The sequence below is a fragment of the Curtobacterium sp. MCLR17_034 genome (assembly GCF_003234485.1).
Classification (GTDB): domain Bacteria; phylum Actinomycetota; class Actinomycetes; order Actinomycetales; family Microbacteriaceae; genus Curtobacterium; species Curtobacterium flaccumfaciens.
The window spans coordinates 159,047-182,946 of record NZ_QKTH01000002.1 but is presented as its reverse complement, the minus strand read 5'-3'; the positions used below and the strand labels follow the sequence as shown (position 1 = coordinate 182,946).

Sequence of the window (23,900 nt, the reverse complement as noted above, 5' to 3'; positions counted from 1 at the left end):
GTCGCTCGGCCGCGCGGACCACTAGCCTGCACTGAGCATGACTCGCCCAACCAGCATCGTCGACAACCCTCTCGTCCGTCAGGCTCCGATCAGCGGCCTGTTGGCGCTGTCGGCGTTCCTGAGCGTCGTGATGCCGACGCTGGCGATCACCCAGCACCACCTGTTCGTCGCGAGCGTGGTGGGCGTAGTGGTCGCGACGCTGATGAGCGCGATCCCCACGCTGGTGCGCCGCGCGGCCTGGGTGGTGCCGGTCCTGCTCACCGTCGACTTCCTGACGATCGCACTGCTGCGCACCGGGACGGGCTCCGGCTCCTCGCTGTTCACGGCGATCGTGGTGCTCCCGGTGGTCTGGTGGGCGTCGCTCGAGGGCCGTCGCACCGTGCTCTTCGCGATCGCGGGCATCGTGGTCGTGATCCTCGCCCCGTACGTCCTGACCCCGTCCGACGCGCCCGGCGCGAGTGAACTCGTCCGTCTGGGCATCCTCGTCGTCGTGTTCGGCACCGTCGCCGTCGTCGTGCACGAGCTCTCCCGCCGGGCCCGACGGAGCCTGCGGTCCGCCGAGGCGCGCGAGGGCAAGGTCCGCGCCGAGATCGACCGGGCGGCCGCGGTGCAGCGATCCCTGCTCCCGACGACGACCGGCCGCATCACCGACGACGTCGTCGTCGCCGGTGCCTGCCTGCCGGCCCGGAGTGTCGGTGGGGACTTCTTCGACTGGTACCCGACGCCGACCGGCGTGGCGGTGAGTCTCGGTGACGTCATGGGCAAGGGCGTCGGCGCGGGGCTGATCGCGGCCGCGGTGCGCGCAACCCTGCGCAGCGCCCGGACCGTCGAGGACCCCGGCGAGGCGCTGAAGCGGGCATCCGACGGGCTGACCGCCGAGGGCGTCGGACCCGATCTCGCCTTCACCACGCTGTTCCACGCTCGGATCTCCGACGACGGCACACTCCAGTGGGCCGACGCAGGTCACGGGCTGAGCTTCGTCCTGCGGGCCGACGGACACGTCGACCGGCTGCGCTCCGGCGACATGCCGCTCGGGCTCGGCATCCGCGAGGAGTGGGCGACTTCCGACGGCACCCTCGAACCGGGCGACCTGCTCGTCTCGTTCAGCGACGGCGTCCTCGACCTGTACGACGACCTGGACGACACGATCGACTCCGTCGCCGCGATCGCCCGCGCCGGCCGCGATCCGCACGCGGTCGTCCTCGCGCTGTCGGCCCGCGCCGACGAGGTGCCGCACGACGACGACGTCACGGTGATCGCGATCCGCAGGCAGCCGGTCGAGGTGGACACCGAGCGACCGCTCGCGATGCACGCGGACTGACGGCGCGGAACGCACGTTCGTCGCGCAGAGATTGGTACGCGCCGCCGCTCGAACCCGAATCGTGCGGCGACGCGTGCAGACGGTGAGCGTCTGCCCTCGGACGCCCTAGCGTCCTCGGTCTGTGGGGGCGGCCCGACGAGCCACCCGGAGGGTCATCCGACCCGGGCGAGGTCCCAGACGGGCGGCACGTACGCGCGGGACCAGCCCTCGCGCAGGCGCGTCACGGCGCGGTCGAAGGCCTCGAGCAGGTCCATCTCCGGTCGCACCATGGACTGCAGCTGCAGCCCCTCGTAGGTCGCGAGCAGCTGCTCCGAGCCGCGGGCCGGTTCCATCGTGCTCGGCTCGCGCCCGAGCAGCACGTCGCGCTCCAGGGCGTGCTGCACGAAGGCGTGGAACCGTCGCCACCGGGCGTGCAGCATCGGCGCGAGCGGGTGCTCGGGCGATGCCGCGATGTTCAGCGTCGCCGTCAGGAACCGCATGAGCGACGGGTCGGCCACGTTCGCGGTGACGATCGCGCGCAGGAACCGGATGGTGCCGTGCTGCTCGGCCAGGGGCATGAGCGGCACGGTGCGGTCCTCGTTCCACCGGTCGATGGTCGCCAGCAGCAGGCCGTCCCAGCTCGGGAACGTGCGGCCGACGACGTCGGTGTCCACTCCGGCCGCAGCCGCGACGACCTCGGGGGTCACCTCGTGCAGCGGACGGGAACGCAGCGCCGTGATCATCCCGTGGATGACCTCACCCCGCAGGGCGGGGTCGTCGGGGGTGGTCACCGGCGGCGTTTCGATGTGCATGCATACACTGCACCAGCCAGACGCGTCGGTGCACAGTCCCCCGAACGGGAACGCGCGTTCCCCGGACAGCGACCGGATCGTGTAGCACGGGGAACGATCTGTCTGTCCGCGGAGCGCGAGCCGTGCGGCCCCCCAGACCTGGGGGACGATGACATGTCACGGAACTTCTAGGGTGGTGAAGTTCGCACCCGAAACGAAAGCTCACGTTGCCTCACCACCAGCGCTCCTCCCGCCTGCCCTTCATCGCCGCAGCCGCATCCGTCGCCGTCTTCGCTGGCACCCTGCTCGCCGCAGTCCCGAACACCGCGACCGCCGTGGAGGGAACCGGGACGAGCGCCCCCGCCCCCGCGCCGACCGACGTTCCGGCACCGTCCCCGACCACGGAGCCGACGAGCCAGCCGAGCCAGCCGAGCGAGCCCACGCCCGTTCCGACCAGCGCCCCGGCGCCGAGCACCGCCCCGACGGCCACGCCGAAACCGGTGCCGACCCCGACGCCCGCTCCGACACCGAGCAAGCTGACGTTCACCTACGCCGGCGACTCGCTCACGGCCATGGACGCCTCGTGGATGCGGCAGCTGAAGGACCCGACGATGGCCAACGTCGGGGGCACCTCGATCGGAGGAGCCACCTCGACGCGGATCCTCGAACGGAGCTCGGCGCACGATGCCGACGTCCTCGTCGTGATGGCCGGCACGAACGACCTGCGCTACGGGTACAGCACGAAGTCGATCCTGAACAACATCGACAAGATCACGAAGAAGGTCGGCGCGCGCCACGTCGTGATCGCCGCGATCGCCCCGTCGAACATCACGAACTACAGCAAGAAGCACATCGACCGCCGCAAGCAGGGCGAGATCCTGAACCGCGACCTGCAGAACCACGCACTCACCCGCGGCTGGATGTTCGTCGACCCGTGGGCAGCCGACCGCCGGCTCGACGGCGGCTGGCCGTCCTCGCGCACGTACGACGGCGTCCACCCGACGGTCGCGATGTCGAAGAAGGTCTCGGTCCGGATGCAGCAGGCCATCCACATCGCCGCCGAGGGTGCCAAGGGCGCAGCGGGCTAGCCCCCGGTCGCGTCGTGAGCCATACTCGCCCCATGCAGTGGGGACGGATCGCACCGGTCGTGGCACTCGTCGTGGTGCTCGGCGGCACCCTGGCGGGCTGTGGCAGCGAGACGAGCGGCGACGCCAGCCCCACGGACCCGAGCACCCAGGCCGGGCCGCTGCACTCCGGGTTCTGCGCCGACTACGTCTCCCTGAAGACCCCGGCCGAACGCCGCGACGCAGCTGAACTCGTCGTCGACGCCGACGTCACCAAGACCGACCGCACGGTGGAGCCGCAGGGCATCTACGAGGTGTACGAGGCGACGGTCACCGACGTCACGAAGGGTGACGCCGCCGCCCCCGGCGACACGATCCAGGTCATCAGCACCTCGGACCAGTGCGAGACGAGCGGCGAACCGGTGGAGTACCTCTCGGGCGACCCCCTCGCCGACGAGGGCGCCTTCCGCCTGTACCTCTCCCACGGCGGAGACGACGACGTCTGGCAGCTCGTCGTCCCCGGCGCCGCCGAGCCACGGCCCGCCGACTGACACCACGGCTCGCCGACTGACACCGGGGCCGCTACGGCTGCTCCGGCACCGTCACGATCCGGTTCTGGTACGCCCACACGACGGCCTGCAGCCGCGACCGCACCCCGAGCTTCGGCAGCATCCGCGCCAGGTGCGACTTGACGGTCGAGACCTCGAGCACCAGGGCTACGGCGATCTCCTCGTTCGACATCCCTTGCGCCAGCAGCAGGAGCACCTCGCGCTCACGGGCGGTCAGCACGCCGTCGGCCCGGTCGCCGGAGACCGGCTGCAGGCTCCGCCGCGACACGAACTCCCGCAGCACCCGCCGGGTCAGGGCCTGGTCGAGCGTGCCGTTGCCGGCGGCGACCTGCCGTACGGCGTCGACGATGGTGTCCGGCTCGGCGTCCTTGAGCAGGAACCCGGAGGCACCGGCCTCGAGCGCCCCGAACACGTAGTCGTCCAGGTCGAACGTCGTCAGCATGAGCGCGGGGATCGCCGGATCGGCGTCCGGCGCGCAGAAGATCCGGGCGAGTTCGATGCCGTTCATCACCGGCATCCGGATGTCCAGGCAGGCGACGTCGGGTCGCGTCTCGCGCGCCAGCGCGAGCGCCTCGCCGCCGTCGGCGGCCACGCCGACCACCTCGATGTCCGGCTCCGCGCCGAGGAGCGCGGACACCCCGGCGCGGACCAGGGGCTGGTCGTCCGCGACCAGCACGCGGATCACGCGACCACCCCGGCGCCGTCGGCGGCCTGCGTGGGTGCGGCAGGTGCCTCCCGGCCGAGCGCCAGCTCCACCAGCCATCCGCCGGTCGCGGTCGGGCCGGTCTGGAGGCGCGCCCCGACCAGGTCCGCCCGCTCGCGCATCCCCCGCAGGCCGTTGCCGCCCGAGGGAGAGGTCCCCGCTGCCGGGACGGTGGCCGGTGCGTTCTCCACCCGGATCACCACCCGGGTCGCGTCGCGGTCGTCGATGGTGACGGTGCACGGGGCGGACGGGGCGTGCAGGGCGGCGTTGGCCAGCGCCTCCTGGACGGTGCGGTAGGCGGCGAGCTGCGCGAGCGGGCCGACGCCGTCGGCCAGCGGGCGGTCCCCCGGCAGCACGTCGAGCCGGACGTCGCTGCGGAACCGGGCACGTTCGGCCAGGTCGACGATCCCGGCGACCGTCTCGACGGCGCGCTCGGCAGGGGCGTCGTCGCGGAGCAGGCCGACCAGGCGGCGGAGGTCCTCGAGCACGGCAGTGCTCTGCTCCCGGACCTGGCGGGCACCCTCGTGGGCACGCTCCGGGTCCGCGTCGATCTGCCGGTCGATGACGGCGGCCATCAGTGCGATGCCGGACAGGTGGTGGGCGGCGATGTCGTGGAGCTCACGGGCCATCGCGGCACGTTCGCGGGACACCGCGGCATCGACCAGGGCGTCCTGCTCCCGGTTCACGGCGCTGGCCTCGGCGGTGCGGGCGACGCGGACCTCGCGGCGGGACTGCACGAGCAGGGTGACCAGCAGGGGCAGGCCGACCGCGCCGATCGCCTGCAGCACGCCCTGCCCGAGTGATCCGGCCAGGCCCTCGGCGACGTCGCCACCTGCGACCACTGACAGCACAGCGCTGCCCGCTGCGACCAGGGCGGCGGCGACCAGCAGTGTCGGCCACAGGCGGGCCAGCGGGACGCGGAGTGCAGCGAGGACGACGGCGACGACCACGGGCAGCGCGGTGAGGCCGAACAGGTCGGCCGACTCCGGGGCGAGCGCCGCGACCACCACCGGCAGGGCGGCGACCACGATCAGGACGGTGCGCGGTGCCCGACGGGCGGAGAGCAGGGCTGCCGACTGGGCCAGCAGGCCGAGGGCCAGGATGCTCCACGCCAGGGTGAACACTGCGGGGACCCGCATCGCCAGGGCGGGGCCGTCGAGCTCGAGGGTGTCCAGGGGCGGCAGGCCGAGCAGCAGCCCGAGTGCGACGACGGCCGTGCCGAGGGCGACGACGACGTCGACGCGGCGGGCGCGCTGCTCGGGCTGGGCCGATCGCGCGGGCTGCGCTGCCGGCTCGCGCTGCGCTGCCGGCTCGGCCGGTGCGCGCAGCGCGTCGTGCTCAGCGGGTGCCATCGTTGGATCCTACGAGGCGGGCGCGGGTGGGGACCGGTGCGTCGAGGGGCAGGGCGCGTCGGGCGGGGTCGTAGCCCAGGCGGCCACGGGTCACGACGAGCAGCACCGCGGCGGCGATCGTCGACATGATCGTCAGGCCGATCATCAGCGTGCCGGCGGTCATGCTCGGGTACATCTCCGGGAACAGCGTCGAGATCGTGTTGTTCACGCCGACGTGCAGCAGCAGGGCCAGGGGCAGGCTCTCGCGGGTCTTGTTGAAGACCTGGATCATGACGACGTTGAAGGTGATGGTGAACAGGGCGAACACGACGGGCTCGCTCCAGTGCGCGTTCGGCCAGCCACCCCAGTCGCTGAAGTACAGCGGCATGTGCCAGAGCGCCCAGATCGGGCCGAGGATCGCTGCGGCGCCGAGGCCTCCGAAGCGGTGCTGCAGGCGGGGCAGGGCGAAGTCGCGCCAGCCGGGCTCCTCGCTCAGGCCGGTCGAGAACAGCTGGATGATCAGGCCGGGCACGAGCATGGCGAACGCCAGGGCCGAAGGGGCACGCACGTCACCACCGGCGAACGGCAGCGCGGAGACGACGATCAGGGCCGGCACGACGACGAGCGCCAGCGCGTACCAGTACCAGGCGACCCGCCAGCGGAACAGCCGTCCCACCCAGCGGCGCAGCCCCGCGCGACCGTCGGCGACCGCAGTGACGATGAACGCGCTGCCCAACGGGCCGAGGAGCGCCCCGGGCAGGACGCCCGTGAACTGTCCGCTGCCCAGGACCTCGGGGAAGTGGATGTCCCACACGCCCATGCCGTGCGGCGACAGGATGTACGGCACCCACGCGAGCCAGCTCAGGCCGAGTGCCATGGTGAAGAAGGACACGAGCGGGTGCCGGGCGATGAGGCCGCGGACACCCCCTCGGTCGCGGGCTGCGGTGCCGGCGGTGGGCCGGACTTCGGTGGTGTTCGTCATGCACACGACGCTAGGAAACGGGGCGCTCGGGGACGACCGGCTTCGGGATGCACCTGCGGGAGTTCCATCGAAGGATGCAAGCGCGCTGCGGGTGGGTTCGGCACTCCTGAACACGCCGTCTTCATCGCTCGACGCCGCCTTGCGCTCGAAACGCCGCCGAATCCGGAGGCGTCTCGAGCACTCGGCGGCGTCTGCGCACGACGACGGCGTCTTCCGAACCGATTCGGCCCGCAGGACCCCGACGTCTCGCGAGTCCGTTCAGGCAGCGCGCTGTGCGGCCACGTGCGAGCTTGCTCGCTCCGTGCGCCGCTACAGCCCTGCACCAGGCCGTCATCCTCGCACCGGGCGGACAACCGCGCACCGTGCGCAGCGCAGCGCGGCGGCGGCGGCAGCGTCAGCGCAGCGTCGCCCGGAGTGCGTCGGCGATGAGCGCGAGCGCCACGTCGACCTCGTCGGCCACGCGCTGGTGCGTCGCCGTCGAGCGACGGTAGGGGTCGTCCACGTCGTCGTCGGCCGGGTCGGCGGGCGGCGGGACCGTTCCACGCAGCCGCGCGACGCGCTCCACGAGTTCCTGCGGGGTCGTCACGTCGGCCAGGTCACCGGGCTCGAGGCCGGCGAGCACCCGCGCGAACTGCTTGATCGTGAAGGTCCGCTTGGATGCCCGGGGCGCCAGGGAGACAGCGGCTGCACGGTGCGATCGCTCGGCGGTCAGCACCAGGTCGGCGCACTCGACGATCTCGGCCGTCAGGTACCGCGACCGGTGGGCCGACGGGTCGCCCCCGAGCCGGACGGACTGCTCGGCCGCGGCGGCGTCCATCGCGGCACCGTCGTCGGCGATGGTGCCGGCCGACTCGACCACGAACGCGGAGGCATCCGGGCCGAGCCGTGCCGTCAGGACCTGCGCGCCGAGCGGCGACCGGCAGATGTTGCCGCTGCAGACGAACAGGATCCGCATCGTCACGCCGCGTCGGTGCGTTCGCCGGCGCGCTGGTCGGCACGCTCGTCGTCGCCGAGCAGGTCGTGCCGCACGACGATGGCGTCACGGCCGGGGCCGACACCGATCGCGGAGATCCGTGCGCCGGACATCGCCTCGATCGCCAGGACGTAGTCCTGCGCGTTCTTCGGCAGGTCGTCGAAGGTGCGGGCTCCGGTGATGTCCTCGGTCCAGCCGGGGAACTCCTGGTACACGGGCTTCGCGTGGTGGAAGTCGGACTGGTTGACCGGGACCTCGTCGACCCGGACGCCGTCGACCTCGTACGCGACGCACACCGGGATCGTCTCGAGCCCGGTCAGGACGTCGAGCTTGGTGAGCACGAAGTCGGTCACACCGTTGATGCGTGCCGTGTAGCGGGCGATCGGGGCGTCGTACCAGCCACAGCGGCGCGGGCGGCCGGTGGTGGTGCCGAACTCGAAGCCGTTGGCGCGCAGGAACTCGCCCGACTCGTCGAACAGCTCGGTCGGGAACGGACCGGCGCCGACGCGGGTCGTGTACGCCTTGACGATGCCGATGATCCGTTCGAGCTCGCCCGGGCCGATGCCCGAACCGGTCGCGGCGCCACCGGCGGTCGCGGACGACGAGGTGACGAACGGGTAGGTGCCGTGGTCGACGTCGAGCATGGTGGCCTGGCCGGCTTCGAACAGGACCGTCTCGCCGCGCTCGAGCGCACGGTGGATCTCGAGGGCGGTGTCGGCGACCATCGGGCGCAGGCGCTCGGCGAACGAGAGCAGCGACTCGACGACTTCTTCCGGGTCGATCGCACGGCGGTTGAAGACCTTGACCAGCAGGTGGTTCTTCTGGTCGAGGGCGGCTTCGACCTTCTGCCGCAGGATGTTCTCGTCGAAGATGTCCTGGATCCGGATCCCGACGCGGTTGATCTTGTCGGCGTAGGTCGGGCCGATGCCGCGACCGGTGGTGCCGATCTGGCGCTTGCCCAGGAACCGCTCGGTCACCTTGTCGACGGTGCGGTGGTAGTGCGTGATGACGTGCGCGTTGGCCGACACGAGCAGCTTCGAGACGTCGACGCCGCGGGCGCGCAGGGCGTCGAGCTCCTGGAACAGCACCTCGAGGTCGACGACGACGCCGTTGCCGATGATCGGGGTGACGCCGGGCGTCAGGATGCCGGAGGGCAGCAGGTGCAGGGCGTACTTCTCGCCGCCGACGACGACGGTGTGGCCGGCGTTGTTGCCGCCGTTGAACTTCACGACGTAGTCGATGCGGGAGCCGAGGAGGTCGGTGGCCTTCCCCTTGCCCTCGTCGCCCCACTGGGCGCCGATGATGACTGCTGCGGGCATCTGGTTCTCCTCACGTTGGCGGAGGACCGCACACGGCCGTCCGGGCCGGTGGTCCACCCGAGTCTATCGGCTGGTCACCTGCGCGTCACCCGCTGTGACGTCCTGTGGACGGCGGGTCGCTTGTCCACATGGAGCGCACCTGGATGTCCGTCCGGATCGGTCGGAGCACGGTCGGACGCGTCCAGATCCACGACGCGAAAGGAGCACGACATGAGCGGCATCGGAGACAAGGCGAAGGACTTCGCCGACAGTGACAAGGGCGAGCAGGCAACGGACGCCGGCCTCGACAAGGCGGGCGACGCGGCGGACAAGGCGACCGGCAGCGGGCACGGCGACCAGATCGGCAAGGCCGAGGACGCGGCCGACGGCAAGATCGGCAAGTGACGTCCGAGACGTCACCGGCAGACGGACGGGCGCGTTCCGCTCAGCGGCGACGCGAAGCGTTGCGCGGGGCGCGCCGACCGAGCCTGCGAGGGAGGGGTGCCAGCTGGCACCGCGCCTCCCGTCTGTCCGCCGGTGCGTCCCGAGCCACCCGGACGACCCCGGATCAGCTCCGGAAGAAGTCCTGGTACGACGGGTCGCCGACGGGCTGGGAGTGCCCCGGCTCGGCCAGGCGCTGCTCGATCATGGCCTGGATGACGTCCGGCGGGGTGAGTCCACGACGGCGCCACTCGACCGGGTTGGACCGGAGCTGGTTCAGCGTGTTCTGCATGGGACAAACAGTGGCACCACTTCACTAGTTTGTCTAACTACCTGTCCCGAACACGCGTTCGCGGGGTGGGATGCCCCGCGCTTCGTGAGCAGAAGAGGTCGGATCCCCACTCGGGACCCGACCTCTTCTGCTCACCAGGTGGCGCGTGAACCGCGCGCGCACCCTGTCCTAGCGGCGCGTGACCTTCGCGGTCGCCCCGGACTTGGCCGTGCCGTCCTCGTACCCGGAGGCGTGGGCCGTCACCTGCACGCTGATGCGGTGCCCGACGTCGGACGAGCCGAGCTTGTACTTGGTACCCGTTGCCGACTTGACGACCTTGCCGTCACGCAGCCACTGGTACTTGTAGGTCGCCTTCGTCGTGCTCCACGTACCGTGCTTCGCGGTGAGGGTCGAGCCGACCTTCGCCGTCCCGCTCACCGTGACCTTGCTCCCCTTCGCCAGCGCGAGCTTCGGCGGGACCACGTTGATCGTCGAGGTGTCGGCCTGCTTGCCCGCCGCGTTGTCGAGGTGGAGCAGCAGCACAGTCGCCTTGGTGACACCCGAGGCACGGGTGACCGTGAGCGAGTCGGCGTCGGCGAACAGCACGCCCGAGGTGCCGTCCTGCGAGAACGACAGCTTCGGCTTCGACGGGTCGAACGTGGCCGTCTTCGTCTCGTCCACGACCGAGGAACCGCTGGTGGCGGCGCCCGGGGCGTAGGCCGACTCCGTCAGCACCGTGTAGTCGAACTTCTTCGACGAACCGATGGCCTTCGCAGCGACGGTCAGCACCTTCACCGAGCTGTCGAAGGTGTTCACGTCCTGTCCGGGCGCACCGCCGTTGAGCGGCTGGACGTCGACGACGGGGTCGACGTCCGGGTCGTCCAGGGCGGCCTTCGCCAGGTCGACCGTCGTGGCGAACGTGGCGTCCACGGCAGCCGACTTCGCGTTGTACACCAGGAAGTCGGGCTCGCCGTCACGGTCCGTGTCGATGAGGACCTCGACGTTGGTCACGGCGCCCGGGTTCGCGTCCGGACCGGCGGTCTGCACGCCGAACGCCAGGGTTCCCGACGACTTGTCGTACGACGCACCGTAGGAACGGACGTCGGCCGCCTGCAGCGAGCGCGTCGCCGAACCCTCGGGGAACGCCTCGGCCGGGTCGGTGCCGCCGAGCACGAACGGAGCGACGGCGGCGTGGTAGCCGGTCGTCAGTCCGCCCTGGTCGAGCGTGCGGCCCTTGAGCGTGAGCTCGGCCGACTTGCCCGGTCCCGTGAACGAGACCGTGGTCCGGGCCCGGACCGCGCTGACGGGCTTCGGGGCCACGTAGGCCCCGAGGCGCATCGGGTTGAGCGAGCTGTCGGTCGGCGCGAACGCCACGATGCCGGAAGCGGCGGCCACGAACTCGCGCTGGTAGCCCTGCTGGACGGCCTCCTGGGTCGGGTCGATGACCCGGCGGAGCTTCGTCGCGTCGGCGACCGAGAACGTCAGCGTGACCGATGCGGTGCCGTTGGCGGGCACCGTGACCTGCTTCGAGCTGAGCGCGAAGGTCACACCCGGCTGCGACACCTGCGGCTGGTACGACACGTTGTACGTGTGCGCCGTGCTGTCGGTGTTGTCGATCCGCAGGGTGCGGGTCTCGCTCGTCCCGCTCGCGACCTCGACGACGCCGAACGACGCGGTGACGAGCTGGTCGTTCTCGGCACTGCGGACCGTGGTGCCGGCGGTGACCGCCTGCAGTGCGTCCACGCGACCGGTGCCCTGGCGGAGCAGGGTGGCCGAACGGTTGCCGTCCTTCACGTCGTGCGTCGCCGTGTTCATCAGGGCCGCCTTGACCTGCGGGGCGGACCATGTGGGGTGCGACTGGAACGTCAGCGCCGCGATGCCCGCGACGTCCGGCGTGGCCATGGAGGTACCGCTCATCGACATGCGGCCGTCACCGGTGCCGTTGGCCGCGGAGATCACGTTGACCCCGGGGCCGGCGATGTCCGGCTTGACGATGTCGTCGAACGATCCGTGCACACCACGGCTGGTGAACGACGCGAGCGTGTTCACGGCGTCCGCCTCGATGGCGACCTCGAAGCCCTTGAGCTCGTCCGCGAAGCGCACGTGCAGGGTCCCCGCCTTGGCGGTGGCCTGGAGGCTCGCCACGCTCTTCGCGGTCAGCTCGGCACCCGGGATGGTCGCGTTGCCACCGATGCCGGATTCGAACGTGTCGAGCGTGCCCGCCAGCAGGACGCCGACGCCGCCAGCGGCCTCGACGTTGCCGAAGCGCACGAGGGAACCGCACTCGAGCGCGGCGTCCGTCCACTTCAGCCAGACGACCTTGCCCTTGATCTTCGCGGCGTCGGCGGCGCTGAACGCGGCACAGCCGTCGATGTTCGCGGTCGGGACGACGACGTCGCCCTCGACGGGCAGGGTCCCCTTGAAGTTGGACGAGTACTGCGAGCGGTAGGTCTTCGCGACGTCGGCCGGTGCGGTGACCTGGACGCCGTCGTAGAGCGACTGGCCGGTGGCGCTCGCGGCGACGGTGAGCGCGCCCTCGGCGTTGCCCGGCGACCCACCGATGTCGGTGAAGTCGTCGGCGTTGCCCGAGGCGATCACGGGGAGCACGCCGCGAGCGGTCAGTGCGTCGATCTTGGCGTTGTCGGGGTCGTCCGGCGCGCCGTAGTCGGAGCCGAGCGACAGGTTCAGGACGTTGATGTCCTTGCCCTCGGTGAGCGCCTGGCCCACCCAGTCGAGCGCGGCACCGGTGACGTCGGTCGAACCACCGTTGTCACCGAAGACCTTCAGGGCGTACAGGCCGGCCTCGGGCGCGGTGCCCGGACCGATCCACATGTCCTGCACCTGCTGCGTGGTGAGCTTGGTGTAGTCGCCGTCGAACTGCTGCTTGTCGGCGGTCAGGCCGTAGCCGGCGATCGAGCCGGACACGTGCGTGCCGTGGTCGCCGCCCTTGCCGTCGATCGGGTTGTCGTCGGGAGCCGGCACCGGGTCGTAGGCGTCCGGGTCCGTCGGGTCGGCGTTGTAGGTCGCACCGGCGAAGTCGTACCCGCCGAGGAACTTCGACGCGTCGTACAGGCTGGGGTCCGGGGCGCCGCCGCTCGCGTTCGCCAGGGCCTGCTGGTACGCCTCGGTGGTGCCGGGGCCGCCGAAGTCGGCCTGCGTGTAGTCGAGACCGGTGTCGAGGACGGCGACGTTGACGTCCTTACCGGTGTGGCCGGTCTGCTGCCAGGCGTTGAGCGAGCGCGTGTAGACGTCGCTCGCGGCGTTCTTCGGCGCGACGCCGTCGGCACCGGGCAGGACCAGGCTGGGGTCGACACCCGAGGGAGCGGCGTCGGCGTTCTCGTTGACCGTCGGCTCGACGATCTTCTTCGGCGTGAGCGGGATGATGCTCTCGACGTCGGAGCGCTCCGCGATCTTCCGGAACGCGTCGACGTCGGCGACGACCGCGACGCCCGGGACGGTGTACTCGGTCGAGTAGAGCTCGGTCGCGTGGGCGTCGGCGCGCTTGACGGCCGACCGCACCGCGGCGACGGTCGACTGGATCGCCTCGACGCGGTTCTTGGCCGCGGAGGACTGGGTCCGCGACTTCGTCAGGTCCCCGCCCTTCGCCTTGGCGTCCACTTCGAGGGCACCCTGGCCGGTCGTGCGCACGAACGCGGCGACGGTCTTCGTCGGCTTGGCGTCACGGAGCGGGGCGGAGAGCTTGAGGTCGGCCACCGAGATCCCGGCCGGAGCTGCGGAGGCCGCGCCCCCGACTGCGAGACCGCCACACGCGAGGGCCGCGACGGCGATGCCGGCGGTCAGGACGCGGGTGAAGCGATGGGGGGTTGGGTTCGGGTCGGTGTTCGGTGTTGCACGGTTCAAAGAGGGCGCTCCTGGCTCAGTCCGTGGTTCGCATGAGATTCCTGTGAAGCTATGCGTTCGTTCTCAGGGAAGACAGTCCGCACTTTGGGGGACTCCCCTCGTCCGGGGGACGGAACCTGTTAAGTTGCACACCCGTGTGCACGTTATTACGATGGGGTGCGTGACCACCACCGAGCAGCCCTCCCGCGCGCCCCGCCGCGACGCCACGGAGAACCGGGCAGCCCTCCTCGACGCGGCGAAGACCTGTCTGCAGCAGGACCCGGACGCCTCGATCGAGACGATCGCCGCGGCTGCGGGACTCTCGCGCCGTGCGGTGTACGGACACTTCCCCTCCCGCGACGACCTGGTGCGCGAGGTCGTGACCGCCGGTGCCGCCCGGATCGCCGCAGCCATGCCCACCGCATCGGACCTGCAGGAGCTCCCGCCGGCCGCACGTCTCGCCGCCATCGCGGTGACGCTCTGGACCGAGGTGTCGCACGTCCGCTCGATGGCCCGGGTCGCCGTGCGCAGCCCGTTCGCCGAACCCGTCGCCGAGGTGTTCGCGCCGTTGCGCTCACAGGTACGCCAGGCGTGCGCGCTCGGGATCGCCGACGGCGCCATGCGGGACGACGTCGACCCCGAGACCCTCGGCCGTCTGGTCGAGGGCGCGTGCATCGCCGTCCTCGATGAGGCCACCCGTTCCGGCACGAGCGACGAGGACGGACGGCGCATGGTGGTGGTGTCGGCGCTGGGCATGGCCGGCATCGACTGGCGCACGGCACTGCTCTCCGAACCCGCTGCTCCCGCTCCCGCCTCCGCCCCGAAGGACCACGCATGACGCTGGAACTCGACCACGTCGGCATCGGCGAGGAGCCCGGCGCACCCTTGCCCGTCGTCTCCGCCGTCGCCGCCCCTGGACGCCCCGGGGTCCTCGCCGTCGAGACCGAGCAGGCACCCGTGCTCGCGTCACTCGTCGCCGGTGGCCGCATGCAGCCCGACACCGGCCGCCTGCTGCTCGACGGGCACGAGGACCCGGCAGCCGTCCGCCGCTCGTTCGCGCTCGTGGATACCCCCGGGGTCGCCGAGCCCTTCCCCGTCATGACCCTCAAGCAGATCGTGCGCGAGGAGCTCGCGTTCGCCGGGCAGCGCCCGAACCGCGAGCACGTCGACACCGTGCTCGACGAGCTCGGTCTGCGGGACTACGTCGACACCGCCGTGCAGCGGGTGCCGACCGTCGTGCGCGTCCGGCTGCTGGTCGAACTCGCCCTGCTCCGCGACGGTGTGACCGGCATCGTGATCACCTCGCCCGAGCGGCACGGCGGCGCCGTCGAGGACTGGTTCCAGGTGGTCCGCGACGTCGCACGACGGGGCGTGACCGTGGTCCTCGTGACCTCGAAGGCCGCCGCCACCACCGTCGAGCACCTGCTCGACACGATCAACACGCACGACGGCGTCGAGACGCACGACGACGTCGCGACGCTCGCGACGCCCCAGACCGAGGACCCCGAGGACGTGGCCCGAACCGACGGAACCGAGCCGGGCCTCCCGGCCGCTCCTTCCGTCACCGAAGCATCCGCAACCGTCCCGACGGAGGCACAGAAGTGACCACCACCTCGCTCGTCCGCGCAGAACTCGCGCGGCTCACCGCGACCCCGCTCGCACGCCTGGCGTTCATCGCGCTGATGATCGTGCCGCTGCTCTACGGCGGCGCGTACCTGTGGGCGAACCGCGACCCGTACGCGAAGCTCGACCAGATCCCCGCCGCGATCGTGAACCTCGACGCCGGTGCGACGCTGGACGGCGACCACGTCGACTACGGCAAGGACGTCACGAAGGAGGCCATCGACGGCGCCGACTTCAAGTGGACGAAGACGAGCGCCGCCGACGCCCGCTCCGGCGTCCGCAACGGCACCTACGACTTCGTCGTCACCATCCCGCACGACTTCTCCGAGCACCTGGTGTCCGCGCAGTCCGACGACCCGACGCAGGCGAAGCTCGTCATGACGACGGCCGACACCAACTCGTACCTGGCCTCGACCATCGCCGAACAGGCGGGCAAGACCATGCGCACCGCCGTCGCCGAGCGCGTCGGCAAGCAGGCGGCGAAGACCCTGCTGGTCGGGCTCGCCGACGTGCGGGACAGCCTCGGCGACGCCGTCGACGGGGCAGACGAACTCGCGTCCGGCACCGCCAAGGCGGACAAGGGTGCGCACGAGCTCGCCGACGGCACCGGCAAGCTGTCGTCCGGCGCAGCTGAGCTCGCGTCCGGCACGGCTGACCTGCCGACGCAGACCCAGCAGCTGAACAGCGGAGCGCAGCAGGTGGCGTCGGGGGCGTCGACCCTGGCGTCCGGGCTGGCCAGCGCGCAGCAGCAGACGGCGGCGCTGCCGTCGCAGACGCAGCAGTTGGACAGCGGGGCGCAGCAGCTGCAGTCCGGGCTGCACCAGCTCCGTGACCAGACGGCTTCGCTTCCCTCCGACTCTGCGCGCCTGTCCACTGGTGCGTCGCAGGTCGCCGCCGGGAACGCCACGCTGGCCGACGAGGCCGCACCGTTCATCGCGGGCGTCCAGCAGCTCTCTGCGCAGTCGCCGGAACTCGTCGCGTCGCTGAAGCCCGTCGTCCAAGCCTCCACGGTGCTCTCCGCGGAACAGAAGACCCGGCTGCTCGCCGGGCTCGACAACCTGCAGGCCGGCAGCACCGAGCTCGGTACCGGTGCCGGCGACCTGTCCGGCAACCTGCAGAAGCTCAAGACCGGCAGCGCGCAGGTGTCCGCTGGCGCCTCCCAGCTCGCCGAGCAGGCCCCGGCGCTGACGAGCGGCATCCGGCAGCTCTCCGACGGCTCGGACACGCTCGCCGCCGGCACCGGCAAGCTCGCGGCGAAGGCACCGGAGCTGTCGTCCGGGATCGCGGACGCGGCCACGGGCGCCTCGACGCTCTCGTCGGGGGCTTCGAAGGTGGCCGACGGCACATCGAAGCTGGCCTCGGCCGCTCCGACCCTGTCGTCGGGTGCGTCCCAGCTCGCGACCGGTGCGAAGACCGCTGACCAGGGCGCTTCGTCGCTCGCATCGGGGTTGGACAAGCTCACGACCGGCTCGTCGAAGCTCGCGTCGTCGCTCGACCAGGGCCGCACGAAGATCCCGGCGTCGAACGCCTCGGAGCGGGAGTCGCAGGCCTCCGTCATCTCCGACCCGGTCAAGGTCGGGGACGACAACGTCGCCGCCGCGTCGAACTACGGTGCCGGCCTCGCGCCGTTCTTCATCTCGCTCGCGGCCTGGATCGGCATGTACGCGCTGTTCCTCATCCTCAAGCCGATCTCCAAGCGTGCGATCACGGCGGTGCGGAAGCCCCTCGCCGTGGTGTTCGGCGGCTGGCTGACGCCGGCACTCCTCGGCCTGGTGCAGATGGTGGCGCTGTTCTTCATCGTGCGCTTCGCCCTCGACCTGAACGTGGTGCACGTCGGCGGCACGATCGGGATCATGGTGCTGGCCTCGGCGACCTTCGCGGCGATCATCATGGCGCTCAACGTGCTACTCGGATCGGTGGGGCAGTTCCTCGGCCTGGTGCTCATGCTCGTGCAGCTCGTCACCGCCGGCGGGACGTTCCCGTGGCAGACGTTGCCGGGGCCGTTGGCGGCGCTGCACTTCGCGCTGCCGATGACGTACTCGGTCGACGCGATCCGGCAGACGATGTACGGCGGGAACCTCGGTGCCGCGTGGTCGGACGCGGGCGTGCTGCTCTGCTGGCTGCTCGGGGCGCTCCTGGTGTCCTTCGTGGTCACGGCGCGGCAGACCCGCTCCCGCACGCTGCGCGACCTGCGCCCGAGCCTGATCGGGTAGCGGGGCGCCGGGCGGGCGCGGGCGCTCGCGCGGGCGGGCGGGCGCTCGCGCGCGGGCGCGGGCGCGGGCTTCGTGAGCAGAAGAGGTCGGGTGGCATCAGGTCACCCGACCTCTTCTGCTCACGAAGTGCGTTCGCCGAGCGGCTGGTGCACCATCCCGCCGCCGAGGGTGCTCAGGTCGTCGGTCGGCAGGGCTGCTCGGGCGTCCGCATCGAGCACGGCGGACGCGTCGTCGAGGGGGTGGAACCCGATGCGCTCCCCGGCGGACAGGTCAGCCGGCGACCCGGTGTTCCGCGACAGGGCCCAGACCACGTGGTGCCCGGGGTCGCTGAGTGCCACGGTCGCGAGGACCAGGCGCGTCAGGTCGTCGGGCGAGGTCCACATGAGCAGCCCCCGGGTCGTCGGCGGCAGCGCACCGAACGCACCGATCCGCGCGGACACGATCGACATCTCGTACCGGTCGGCGAACAGGCTGCCGAGCAGTTCCATCGCCGCCTTCGTCACGCCGTAGTACGTGTCCGGACGGGGCAGCCGGTCGCCGGGCACGCTCCCCGGCTGGTCGAGGGGTTCGGGCACCAGCCCCACCGCGTGGATCGAGCTGGCCTGCACGACCCGGAGCACCCCGGCGGCGGCCGCCCGTTCGAGCACGTTCTTCGTGCCGGTCAGGTTCGCCGCGATCAGGTCGTCCCAGGCGGCCTCGGTCGGGATGCCCGCCAGGTGCACCACGGTGTCGACCCCGGCGAGCGCATCGTCCACCGCCGCCGCGTCGTTCACCGAACCGGGCACGAACCGTTCCCCGGCGACGATCGGATCGTGGGGTCGCTGTTCGTCGAGCAGCACGAGGTCGTGTCCCGCGGACCGCAGTCGAGGACGCAGGGCGCTCCCGATCCGGCCCGCGGCTCCGGTGATGAGCAGCGTCGCCATGCCGCGGACGCTACCCCCGACGAGCGAGCAGCGACCTCAGCTGCCGGCGCACCGAACGCGACTTCTGTGCACAACGCACCCCGGGCCTCCCGTGTGGAGGACCAGCCACGCGCGGATCGTGAGCAGAAAAGGTCGGGTCGCCGCCCCGCACCCGACCATTTCTGCTCACGAAGCGGAACCGACCCCACACCCACCCGCCGGCCCATGTCACGTCAACCGCTACGATCGACGCACGAGCCAACGGAGGTCGAAGCGCATCATGGGAGACGGCAAGCCCGCGACCATCTACGACGTCGCCGCACGCGCCGGGGTCTCGAAGTCCCTCGTCTCCCTCGTGCTGCAGCGCTCCCCCCGGGTCAGCGACCAGCGCCGGGCCGCCGTGCTCAAGGCGATCCAGGAGCTCGACTACCGGCCCTCCACCGCGGCCGTCTCCCTCGCCGGTACACGTAGCCGCACCATCGGCGTGGTGCTCGACGACTTCCGCAACCAGTGGTTCGTGGACCTGCTGACCGGTCTGCGCGAGAGCCTGCAGGACCAGGGGCACCGGCTCGTGGTCGCCGACCGGTTCCTCAACACGGGGCTCGATGCCTCTCCGGTGGAGGGCTTCCTCTCCATGCGCGTCGAGGGCATCGTGATCGCCGGCGAACCCACCACCGACCTCGCGATCCCCGCCTCGATGCCGCTCGTCATCGCCGGTGGCCGTGTCGCGATCCCCCGCGCGGACACCGTGGCGAACGACGACCACGCCGGTGGCGGCATCGCGGCGCAGCACCTGCTCGACCTCGGCCACACCCGACTCGGGTTCGTCGGTGCGAGCTCGGCGGCCTCGGCCGAACGCCAGGCCGGGTTCGAGCAGGCCACGGCGACACGTGCGTCCGTCGTCACGACGGTGCTGCCCGGCGAACCCACCGAAGAGGCCGGTTCCCGCGCCCTCGGTCTGCTCCTCGACGAACACCCGGACGTCACGGCCGTCTTCGCCGCGAACGACGTGATGGCCCTCGGGGCCCTGTCCGAACTCGCCGAACGCGGGTTGCGCGTCCCCGAGGACGTCTCCGTCATCGGCTACGACGACACCCCGGTGGCCGCGATGCGGTACGTCGGCCTGACGAGCATCGACGACCGCAGCGTCGAGATCGGCCGCGGCGCCGGCGAGCGCCTGCTGGCCCGCATCGCCGATCCGCGGATCGCCGCCACGGAACTCCTCGTCGAACCCCGCCTGGTCGCGCGCCGCACCACCGCCGCGCGCTGACGCGGCAGCACGGACCCCGGCCGGGAGGCCCGCCTCGCCTCCGTCACGCCCGCTTCGTGAGCAGAAATGGTCGGGTCCAGGGCCCGTACCCGACCATTTCTGCTCACGAAGTCGCGCCGGGCAACTCCGCGTGTTGGACGACCCACGAGTGCATGACGATCGCGGCCGCCGCCGAGGCGTTGATGCTCCGCGTCGACCCGAACTGCGTGATCTCCAGGTGCCCGGACGCCCCGGCCACCGCTTCGTCGGTGAGCCCGGGGCCCTCCTGCCCGAACAGGAACACGCAGCGCTCCGGGATCGTCGCGGTCTCGATGCGCTCGGCCCCGGGGGTGTTGTCGATGGCGACGACGGGTCGCTGTTCCTCCGCCATCGCGGTGAGGAAGGCCTCGACGTCGGGGTGGTAGCGGACGTGCTGGTACCGGTCGGTGACCATCGCTCCGCGCTTGTTCCACCGACGTCGCCCGATGATGTGCACGGTGCCGGCGAGGAACGCGTTGGCGCTCCGCACGATCGACCCGATGTTCAGGTCGTGCTGCCAGTTCTCGATCGCGACGTCGAACGCGTGCCGGCGGGTGTCGAGCTCGGCGACGATCGCGTCCATCGACCAGTACCGGTAGCGGTCGAGCACGTTCCGGGAGTCCCCGGCGGCCAGCAGCTCCGGGTCGAGCCTCGGGTCGTCGGGCCAGGGTTCCGGGTGCGGCCCCACCCCGTTGGTCGTCAGCTCGTGCGACGGTTCGGGCGCAGTGGTCACCCGACCAGCGTACGGCGCACACGGCACCGGCCCGACGACCGCAGCGCCCGGCGGCGCCGCGGGCTCAGGCGGCGCCGGACCCGTGGGCGATGCGCGACTCGATGCCGGCGATCAGGATGTCGAGGCCGAGCGCGAACCGGTCGTCGTAGGAGTGCTCGCCGAGGATCTCGCCCACCAACCGGTGCCGCTCGGGGCGGCCGGCCTCGGAGTCCCCGCGCCCGACCTGCACCCCGGCGTGCCCGACCACGAAGTCGTAGACGACGAAGAAGGTGTACATCGCCTCGGCTGGCGGCAGCCCGGCGTCCTGCAGGGCACCGACGACCTTCGCCACGACGGCGTCGGACTCGGTCGAGGCGAGCGGGGCGCGCTGGCTGTGCGACTCGAGCACGAGCGGGTGGGTGCGCATCAGGTCACGGAACGTCGTGGCGAAGGTGCGGACGACGGCGTGCCACTCGTCCGGCCAGACGAAGGTCGCGGTGAACTCGTCGACGGTGCGGCGGACGAGTTCGGCGTGCAGGTCGTCCAGCCCGCCGATGGTCCGGTGCACGGTCATCGGGGCGACCCCGAGCCGCACGCCCAGGGCTCGGAAGGACAGCCGGTCGAGGCCGTCCTCGTTCGCGATGGTCGTGGCGGCGTCGATCACCTGCTCGCGGGAGAGCACGTTCGGGCGGCCTCGGCGTCGTCGCGGCGTCACCTCGAGCTCCGTCTCCGACACCGGGGTGGGTCGGGGCGCGGCGGACGGGGTTCCGGGTTCGACGAGCACGAGGGGCCTCCTTGATTCGGTACGTGTCCCGAAAAGCGTAGGGCAAAAGCCGACCGCGGTTCGGTGTCTCGACCTTCTCGGGTCTCGGAGCAGCGCGCAAGAGCCGCCCCGGGCCTCCCGGCCCTTTCCGAGCCGGCCACGAGCCGGGCCTGAACCCCTGCGCAGTAGGGTGAGGGCCATGGCGACCCGAGACGACGTCGAGTGCTGGCTGACCGACATGGACGGCGTGCTCGTCCACGAGAACCAGGCGCTCCCGGGCGCGCCGGAACTCATCCAGCAGTGGCTCGACGACGGCACCGAGTTCCTCGTGCTGACGAACAACTCGATCTTCACGCCGCGCGACCTCAGCGCCCGACTGCGGGGCTCGGGCCTGCACGTGCCCGAGGAGCGGATCTGGACGAGTGCGCTCGCGACCGCTGACTTCTGCAAGTCGCAGATGCCCGGTGGCTCGGCGTTCGTGATCGGTGAGGCCGGCATGACCACCGCCCTGCACGAGGCCGGGTTCATCATGACCGAGACCGCGCCCGACTACGTCGTCGTCGGTGAGACCCGCAACTACTCGTTCGAGGCGATCACCAAGGCCGTCCGGCTCATCCGCGCCGGTGCCCGCTTCATCGTGACGAACCCCGACGCCACCGGCCCGAGCGCCGAGGGGGTCCTGCCGGCCACCGGCGCCATCGCGGCGATGATCGAGAAGGCCACCGGCAAGCAGCCCTACGTGGTGGGCAAGCCGAACCCGATGATGTTCCGCTCCGCGATGAACCGGATCGGGGCGCACTCCGAGAACACCGGCATGATCGGCGACCGCATGGACACCGACGTGCAGGCCGGCATCGAGGCGGGGCTGCACACCGTGCTCGTGATGACGGGCATCAGCGACCAGGCCGAGATCGACCGGTACCCGTTCCGCCCGAGCGAGGTCATCTCCGGCGTGCACGAGCTCGTGCGCACCGAGCCGTTCGAGGTCGAGCTCTAGCCGGTCGCACGCGACCGCGCGCGTCGGCGCGGCCGCTACCGCGCGTCGACCCCCGCACCGGACGCGACCGCGGCACCCGCCGCAGCCGGTTCGGGGGACGCGCCACGGACCTCCAGAGCGAAGGCCGCCATCGGCGGTACCGTCCGCCACCGCTTCGCGAGCCGACGGGGCCGGTCGTCGTACCAGGCGATGACCCCGCCGGCCACGATGCCGAACGCGAGCACCCCGAACGAGAACAGCCCGATCAGGCCGAGCAGCGTCAACTTGCCGAAGTCGCCCGTGTCCGCGGTCGCCGAGAACCCGATCGACCCGAAGTCCCAGAAGCCGTGCAGCAGCACCGGGGCGAGCAGCGACCCGGTCAGCCGACGCGCGACGTACAGCGTCGACCCGAACGACGCCGCGAACACCACCTGGATGAGCGTCGGCCCGATCCCGGCTCCGGCGAGCGCGTTGAGCAGGTGCAGCAGCCCGAACAGCGCACACGACAGGGCCCAGACCCCCATCTCCGGCAGGCGCCGCCGCAGCCCGACGAGCAGGGTGCCGCGGGCCATGAGCTCCTCGAAGACCCCGACGAACAGCACCCCGACGGCGAGCAGCAGGAAGTAGTGCGCCGGCAGCGCCGTCCAGTCGATCAGGGGCAGCCGGACGACGCACACCACGAGCACGAGGATCGGCGCGAGCATCGTCCACCGCAGCCGCGTCCGGACCGGGTCGACCGTGGCGATCCGCCACCAACCGAGCGCCGTGACGAACAGGGCGAGTGCCACGACGGCGATGCCCTCGGGGATGACCAGGGCGTGCACGACGCTGTCGACGGTCTGCCCGAGGGTCGCGTAGTCGTCGCTCGGTCGTGACCGCCAGGCGCTGATCGCCGCGAAGACCACGATCGGCGCGAGCCCGAGCAGTAGCGACGGGGGCACCGGCCAGCGACGGCGGCGGGCTCGGACGGGGGCGGTGGTGGTCATCTGCTGGTTGTACCAGGCGGGACGTACGATTGACGGTATGCGCCTGCCCTCCCTGTCCACCATGGCAGAGGACTACGTCAAGCTCATCTGGAAGGCCAGCGAGCGCGGCGGGCCCGGCCTGGCAACGCGGGACATCGCGGCGTCGCTGAAGGTGTCGGCGTCCACGGTGTCGGGCAACCTCAAGAAGCTCGACCGTGACGGCCTGATCGAGCACACCCCGTACTACGGCGTCGTGCTCACCCCGCTCGGGCAGCAGGTCGCGGTGGCGATGGTCCGGCGACACCGACTGATCGAGACGTTCCTGGTGGAGCGGCTCGGCTACTCGTGGGACGAGGTCCACACCGAGGCCGAGGCCCTGGAACACGCCGTGTCGGAGCAGTTCCTCGACCGGGTCGACGCCGACCTCGGCCACCCGACGCACGACCCCCACGGCGACCCGATCCCCGGGGCGGACGGCATCGTGCCGGACTCCCCCGGCACCCTCCTCGGTGCGATCGAGCCGGGAGCGTGCGGCACCGTCGACCGGGTCTCGGACGACGACCCCTCGCTGCTGCGGTACTTCGACGAACTCGGGGTGGGGCTGGGGACGCACCTGCGGGTCGAGCGGGTGCGCGACTACGCCGGCGTCATCGCGGTGTCACGGCGGGCGACCGACGGCTCGGAGTCCCTCGTCGACCTGCCGGCCGCCGCCGCGTCCTCCATCTGGCTCGCACCCGACGGCGACTGACCGCGCGGCGCGCGCGGGCGGGATGGTCGGCTGGCCGGGCGGTCACGACACCCCGCTCACGTCCGCCGAGCGGTCAGGAACCGTCGCCCGGGAGCCCCGCAGCCGACGGTTCGCGACCACCCGGCGCCCAGCGCACGGGGTGTCGTG

The 23,900-nt window shown here is 71.6% G+C and carries 22 protein-coding genes; 10 read left to right on the top strand and 12 right to left on the bottom strand.

Translation table 11 applies throughout. The features are described from left to right. Window positions 1-37: 37 nt before the first annotated feature. Complete coding sequence (locus DEI98_RS03370) at window positions 38-1,321, top strand: PP2C family protein-serine/threonine phosphatase (protein ID WP_111099898.1); 1,284 nt, start codon at window positions 38-40, stop codon at window positions 1,319-1,321. A 152-nt stretch (window positions 1,322-1,473) separates the two neighbouring features. On the opposite strand, the gene DEI98_RS03365 is transcribed toward DEI98_RS03370, so the two are convergent. After that, on the bottom strand, window positions 1,474-2,112 hold the full coding sequence (locus tag DEI98_RS03365; RefSeq protein ID WP_111099897.1) for a TetR/AcrR family transcriptional regulator: 639 nt from the start codon (window positions 2,110-2,112) through the stop codon (window positions 1,474-1,476). Between the two features lie 206 nt (window positions 2,113-2,318). Between DEI98_RS03365 and DEI98_RS03355 the strand changes: the two genes are divergently transcribed. Both DEI98_RS03355 and DEI98_RS03350 read left to right on the top strand, forming a co-directional pair. After that, a complete protein-coding gene (locus DEI98_RS03355) occupies window positions 2,319-3,179 on the top strand; it encodes an SGNH/GDSL hydrolase family protein (RefSeq protein ID WP_146243397.1) in 861 nt (286 codons plus the stop codon). A 32-nt stretch (window positions 3,180-3,211) separates the two neighbouring features. Beyond that, window positions 3,212-3,706, top strand: coding sequence for a hypothetical protein (locus tag DEI98_RS03350; protein ID WP_111099895.1), 495 nt, complete (start codon window positions 3,212-3,214; stop codon window positions 3,704-3,706). Between the two features lie 31 nt (window positions 3,707-3,737). On the opposite strand, the gene DEI98_RS03345 is transcribed toward DEI98_RS03350, so the two are convergent. The 5 genes from DEI98_RS03345 to DEI98_RS03325 all read right to left on the bottom strand — a co-directional run bounded on the left by DEI98_RS03345 (window position 3,738) and on the right by DEI98_RS03325 (window position 9,032). Further along, a complete protein-coding gene (locus DEI98_RS03345) occupies window positions 3,738-4,409 on the bottom strand; it encodes a response regulator transcription factor (RefSeq protein WP_017886312.1) in 672 nt (223 codons plus the stop codon). Continuing rightward, complete coding sequence (locus tag DEI98_RS03340) at window positions 4,406-5,779, bottom strand: sensor histidine kinase (protein WP_111099894.1); 1,374 nt, start codon at window positions 5,777-5,779, stop codon at window positions 4,406-4,408. Before DEI98_RS03340 ends, DEI98_RS03345 begins: the two co-directional genes overlap by 4 nt. After that, window positions 5,766-6,740: a CPBP family intramembrane glutamic endopeptidase gene (locus DEI98_RS03335; protein WP_111099893.1), complete on the bottom strand. Its 975-nt coding sequence runs from the start codon at window positions 6,738-6,740 to the stop codon at window positions 5,766-5,768. The genes DEI98_RS03340 and DEI98_RS03335 overlap by 14 nt, the downstream gene beginning before the upstream one ends. A 394-nt stretch (window positions 6,741-7,134) precedes the next feature. Next, the gene (locus DEI98_RS03330) at window positions 7,135-7,695 is read right to left on the bottom strand and encodes a low molecular weight phosphatase family protein (RefSeq protein ID WP_258370737.1); all 561 of its coding nucleotides are present in this window, start codon (window positions 7,693-7,695) and stop codon (window positions 7,135-7,137) included. 2 nt (window positions 7,696-7,697) lie between these two features. Next, the gene (locus DEI98_RS03325; RefSeq protein ID WP_111099891.1) at window positions 7,698-9,032 is read right to left on the bottom strand and encodes an adenylosuccinate synthase; all 1,335 of its coding nucleotides are present in this window, start codon (window positions 9,030-9,032) and stop codon (window positions 7,698-7,700) included. A gap of 210 nt (window positions 9,033-9,242) precedes the next feature. On the opposite strand from DEI98_RS03325, the gene DEI98_RS03320 reads away from it, so the two are divergent. Then, window positions 9,243-9,416 (top strand): antitoxin, encoded by a 174-nt coding sequence (locus DEI98_RS03320; protein WP_111099890.1) that lies wholly within the window; start codon window positions 9,243-9,245, stop codon window positions 9,414-9,416. 163 nt (window positions 9,417-9,579) lie between these two features. Here the strand turns inward: DEI98_RS03320 and DEI98_RS18490 are convergent, their stop codons facing one another. After that, window positions 9,580-9,744: a hypothetical protein gene (locus DEI98_RS18490; RefSeq protein WP_155896763.1), complete on the bottom strand. Its 165-nt coding sequence runs from the start codon at window positions 9,742-9,744 to the stop codon at window positions 9,580-9,582. Between the two features lie 168 nt (window positions 9,745-9,912). Continuing rightward, window positions 9,913-13,584, bottom strand: a complete 3,672-nt coding sequence (locus DEI98_RS03315; protein WP_111099889.1) for a S8 family serine peptidase — start codon at window positions 13,582-13,584, stop codon at window positions 9,913-9,915. A 160-nt stretch (window positions 13,585-13,744) separates the two neighbouring features. On the opposite strand from DEI98_RS03315, the gene DEI98_RS03310 reads away from it, so the two are divergent. From DEI98_RS03310 to DEI98_RS03300, 3 genes are read left to right on the top strand one after another with little or no spacing between them, the layout of a single operon-like run. Continuing rightward, window positions 13,745-14,401 carry a TetR/AcrR family transcriptional regulator gene (locus tag DEI98_RS03310; protein ID WP_084740552.1) on the top strand — a complete coding sequence of 219 codons (657 nt, stop codon included), beginning with the start codon at window positions 13,745-13,747 and terminating at the stop codon, window positions 14,399-14,401. Further along, window positions 14,398-15,168, top strand: a complete 771-nt coding sequence (locus DEI98_RS03305; protein WP_111099888.1) for a hypothetical protein — start codon at window positions 14,398-14,400, stop codon at window positions 15,166-15,168. Before DEI98_RS03310 ends, DEI98_RS03305 begins: the two co-directional genes overlap by 4 nt. After that, a complete protein-coding gene (locus tag DEI98_RS03300) occupies window positions 15,165-17,399 on the top strand; it encodes a YhgE/Pip family protein (RefSeq protein WP_111099887.1) in 2,235 nt (744 codons plus the stop codon). Before DEI98_RS03305 ends, DEI98_RS03300 begins: the two co-directional genes overlap by 4 nt. Window positions 17,400-17,518: 119 nt before the next feature. Here the strand turns inward: DEI98_RS03300 and DEI98_RS03295 are convergent, their stop codons facing one another. After that, entirely contained in the window at window positions 17,519-18,322 is an 804-nt protein-coding gene (locus tag DEI98_RS03295; protein WP_111099886.1) for an NAD(P)-dependent oxidoreductase, read from the bottom strand. A 259-nt stretch (window positions 18,323-18,581) separates the two neighbouring features. Here DEI98_RS03295 and DEI98_RS03290 point away from each other — a divergent pair, with 259 nt between their 5' ends. Continuing rightward, on the top strand, window positions 18,582-19,571 hold the full coding sequence (locus tag DEI98_RS03290; protein ID WP_111099885.1) for a LacI family DNA-binding transcriptional regulator: 990 nt from the start codon (window positions 18,582-18,584) through the stop codon (window positions 19,569-19,571). A 103-nt stretch (window positions 19,572-19,674) separates the two neighbouring features. On the opposite strand, the gene DEI98_RS03285 is transcribed toward DEI98_RS03290, so the two are convergent. Both DEI98_RS03285 and DEI98_RS03280 read right to left on the bottom strand, forming a co-directional pair. Next, window positions 19,675-20,322, bottom strand: coding sequence for a TrmH family RNA methyltransferase (locus DEI98_RS03285; RefSeq protein WP_110864259.1), 648 nt, complete (start codon window positions 20,320-20,322; stop codon window positions 19,675-19,677). 64 nt (window positions 20,323-20,386) lie between these two features. Continuing rightward, window positions 20,387-21,085, bottom strand: a complete 699-nt coding sequence (locus DEI98_RS03280; protein WP_181433139.1) for a TetR/AcrR family transcriptional regulator — start codon at window positions 21,083-21,085, stop codon at window positions 20,387-20,389. Between the two features lie 178 nt (window positions 21,086-21,263). On the opposite strand from DEI98_RS03280, the gene DEI98_RS03275 reads away from it, so the two are divergent. Beyond that, on the top strand, window positions 21,264-22,061 hold the full coding sequence (locus DEI98_RS03275; RefSeq protein WP_027464991.1) for an HAD-IIA family hydrolase: 798 nt from the start codon (window positions 21,264-21,266) through the stop codon (window positions 22,059-22,061). A 35-nt stretch (window positions 22,062-22,096) separates the two neighbouring features. Here DEI98_RS03275 and DEI98_RS03270 read toward each other — a convergent pair whose 3' ends face one another. Further along, a complete protein-coding gene (locus DEI98_RS03270) occupies window positions 22,097-23,026 on the bottom strand; it encodes a CPBP family intramembrane glutamic endopeptidase (RefSeq protein ID WP_181437910.1) in 930 nt (309 codons plus the stop codon). 37 nt (window positions 23,027-23,063) lie between these two features. On the opposite strand from DEI98_RS03270, the gene DEI98_RS03265 reads away from it, so the two are divergent. Continuing rightward, the gene (locus tag DEI98_RS03265; protein ID WP_027464846.1) at window positions 23,064-23,753 is read left to right on the top strand and encodes a metal-dependent transcriptional regulator; all 690 of its coding nucleotides are present in this window, start codon (window positions 23,064-23,066) and stop codon (window positions 23,751-23,753) included. The last annotated feature ends 147 nt before the right edge of the window (window positions 23,754-23,900 follow it).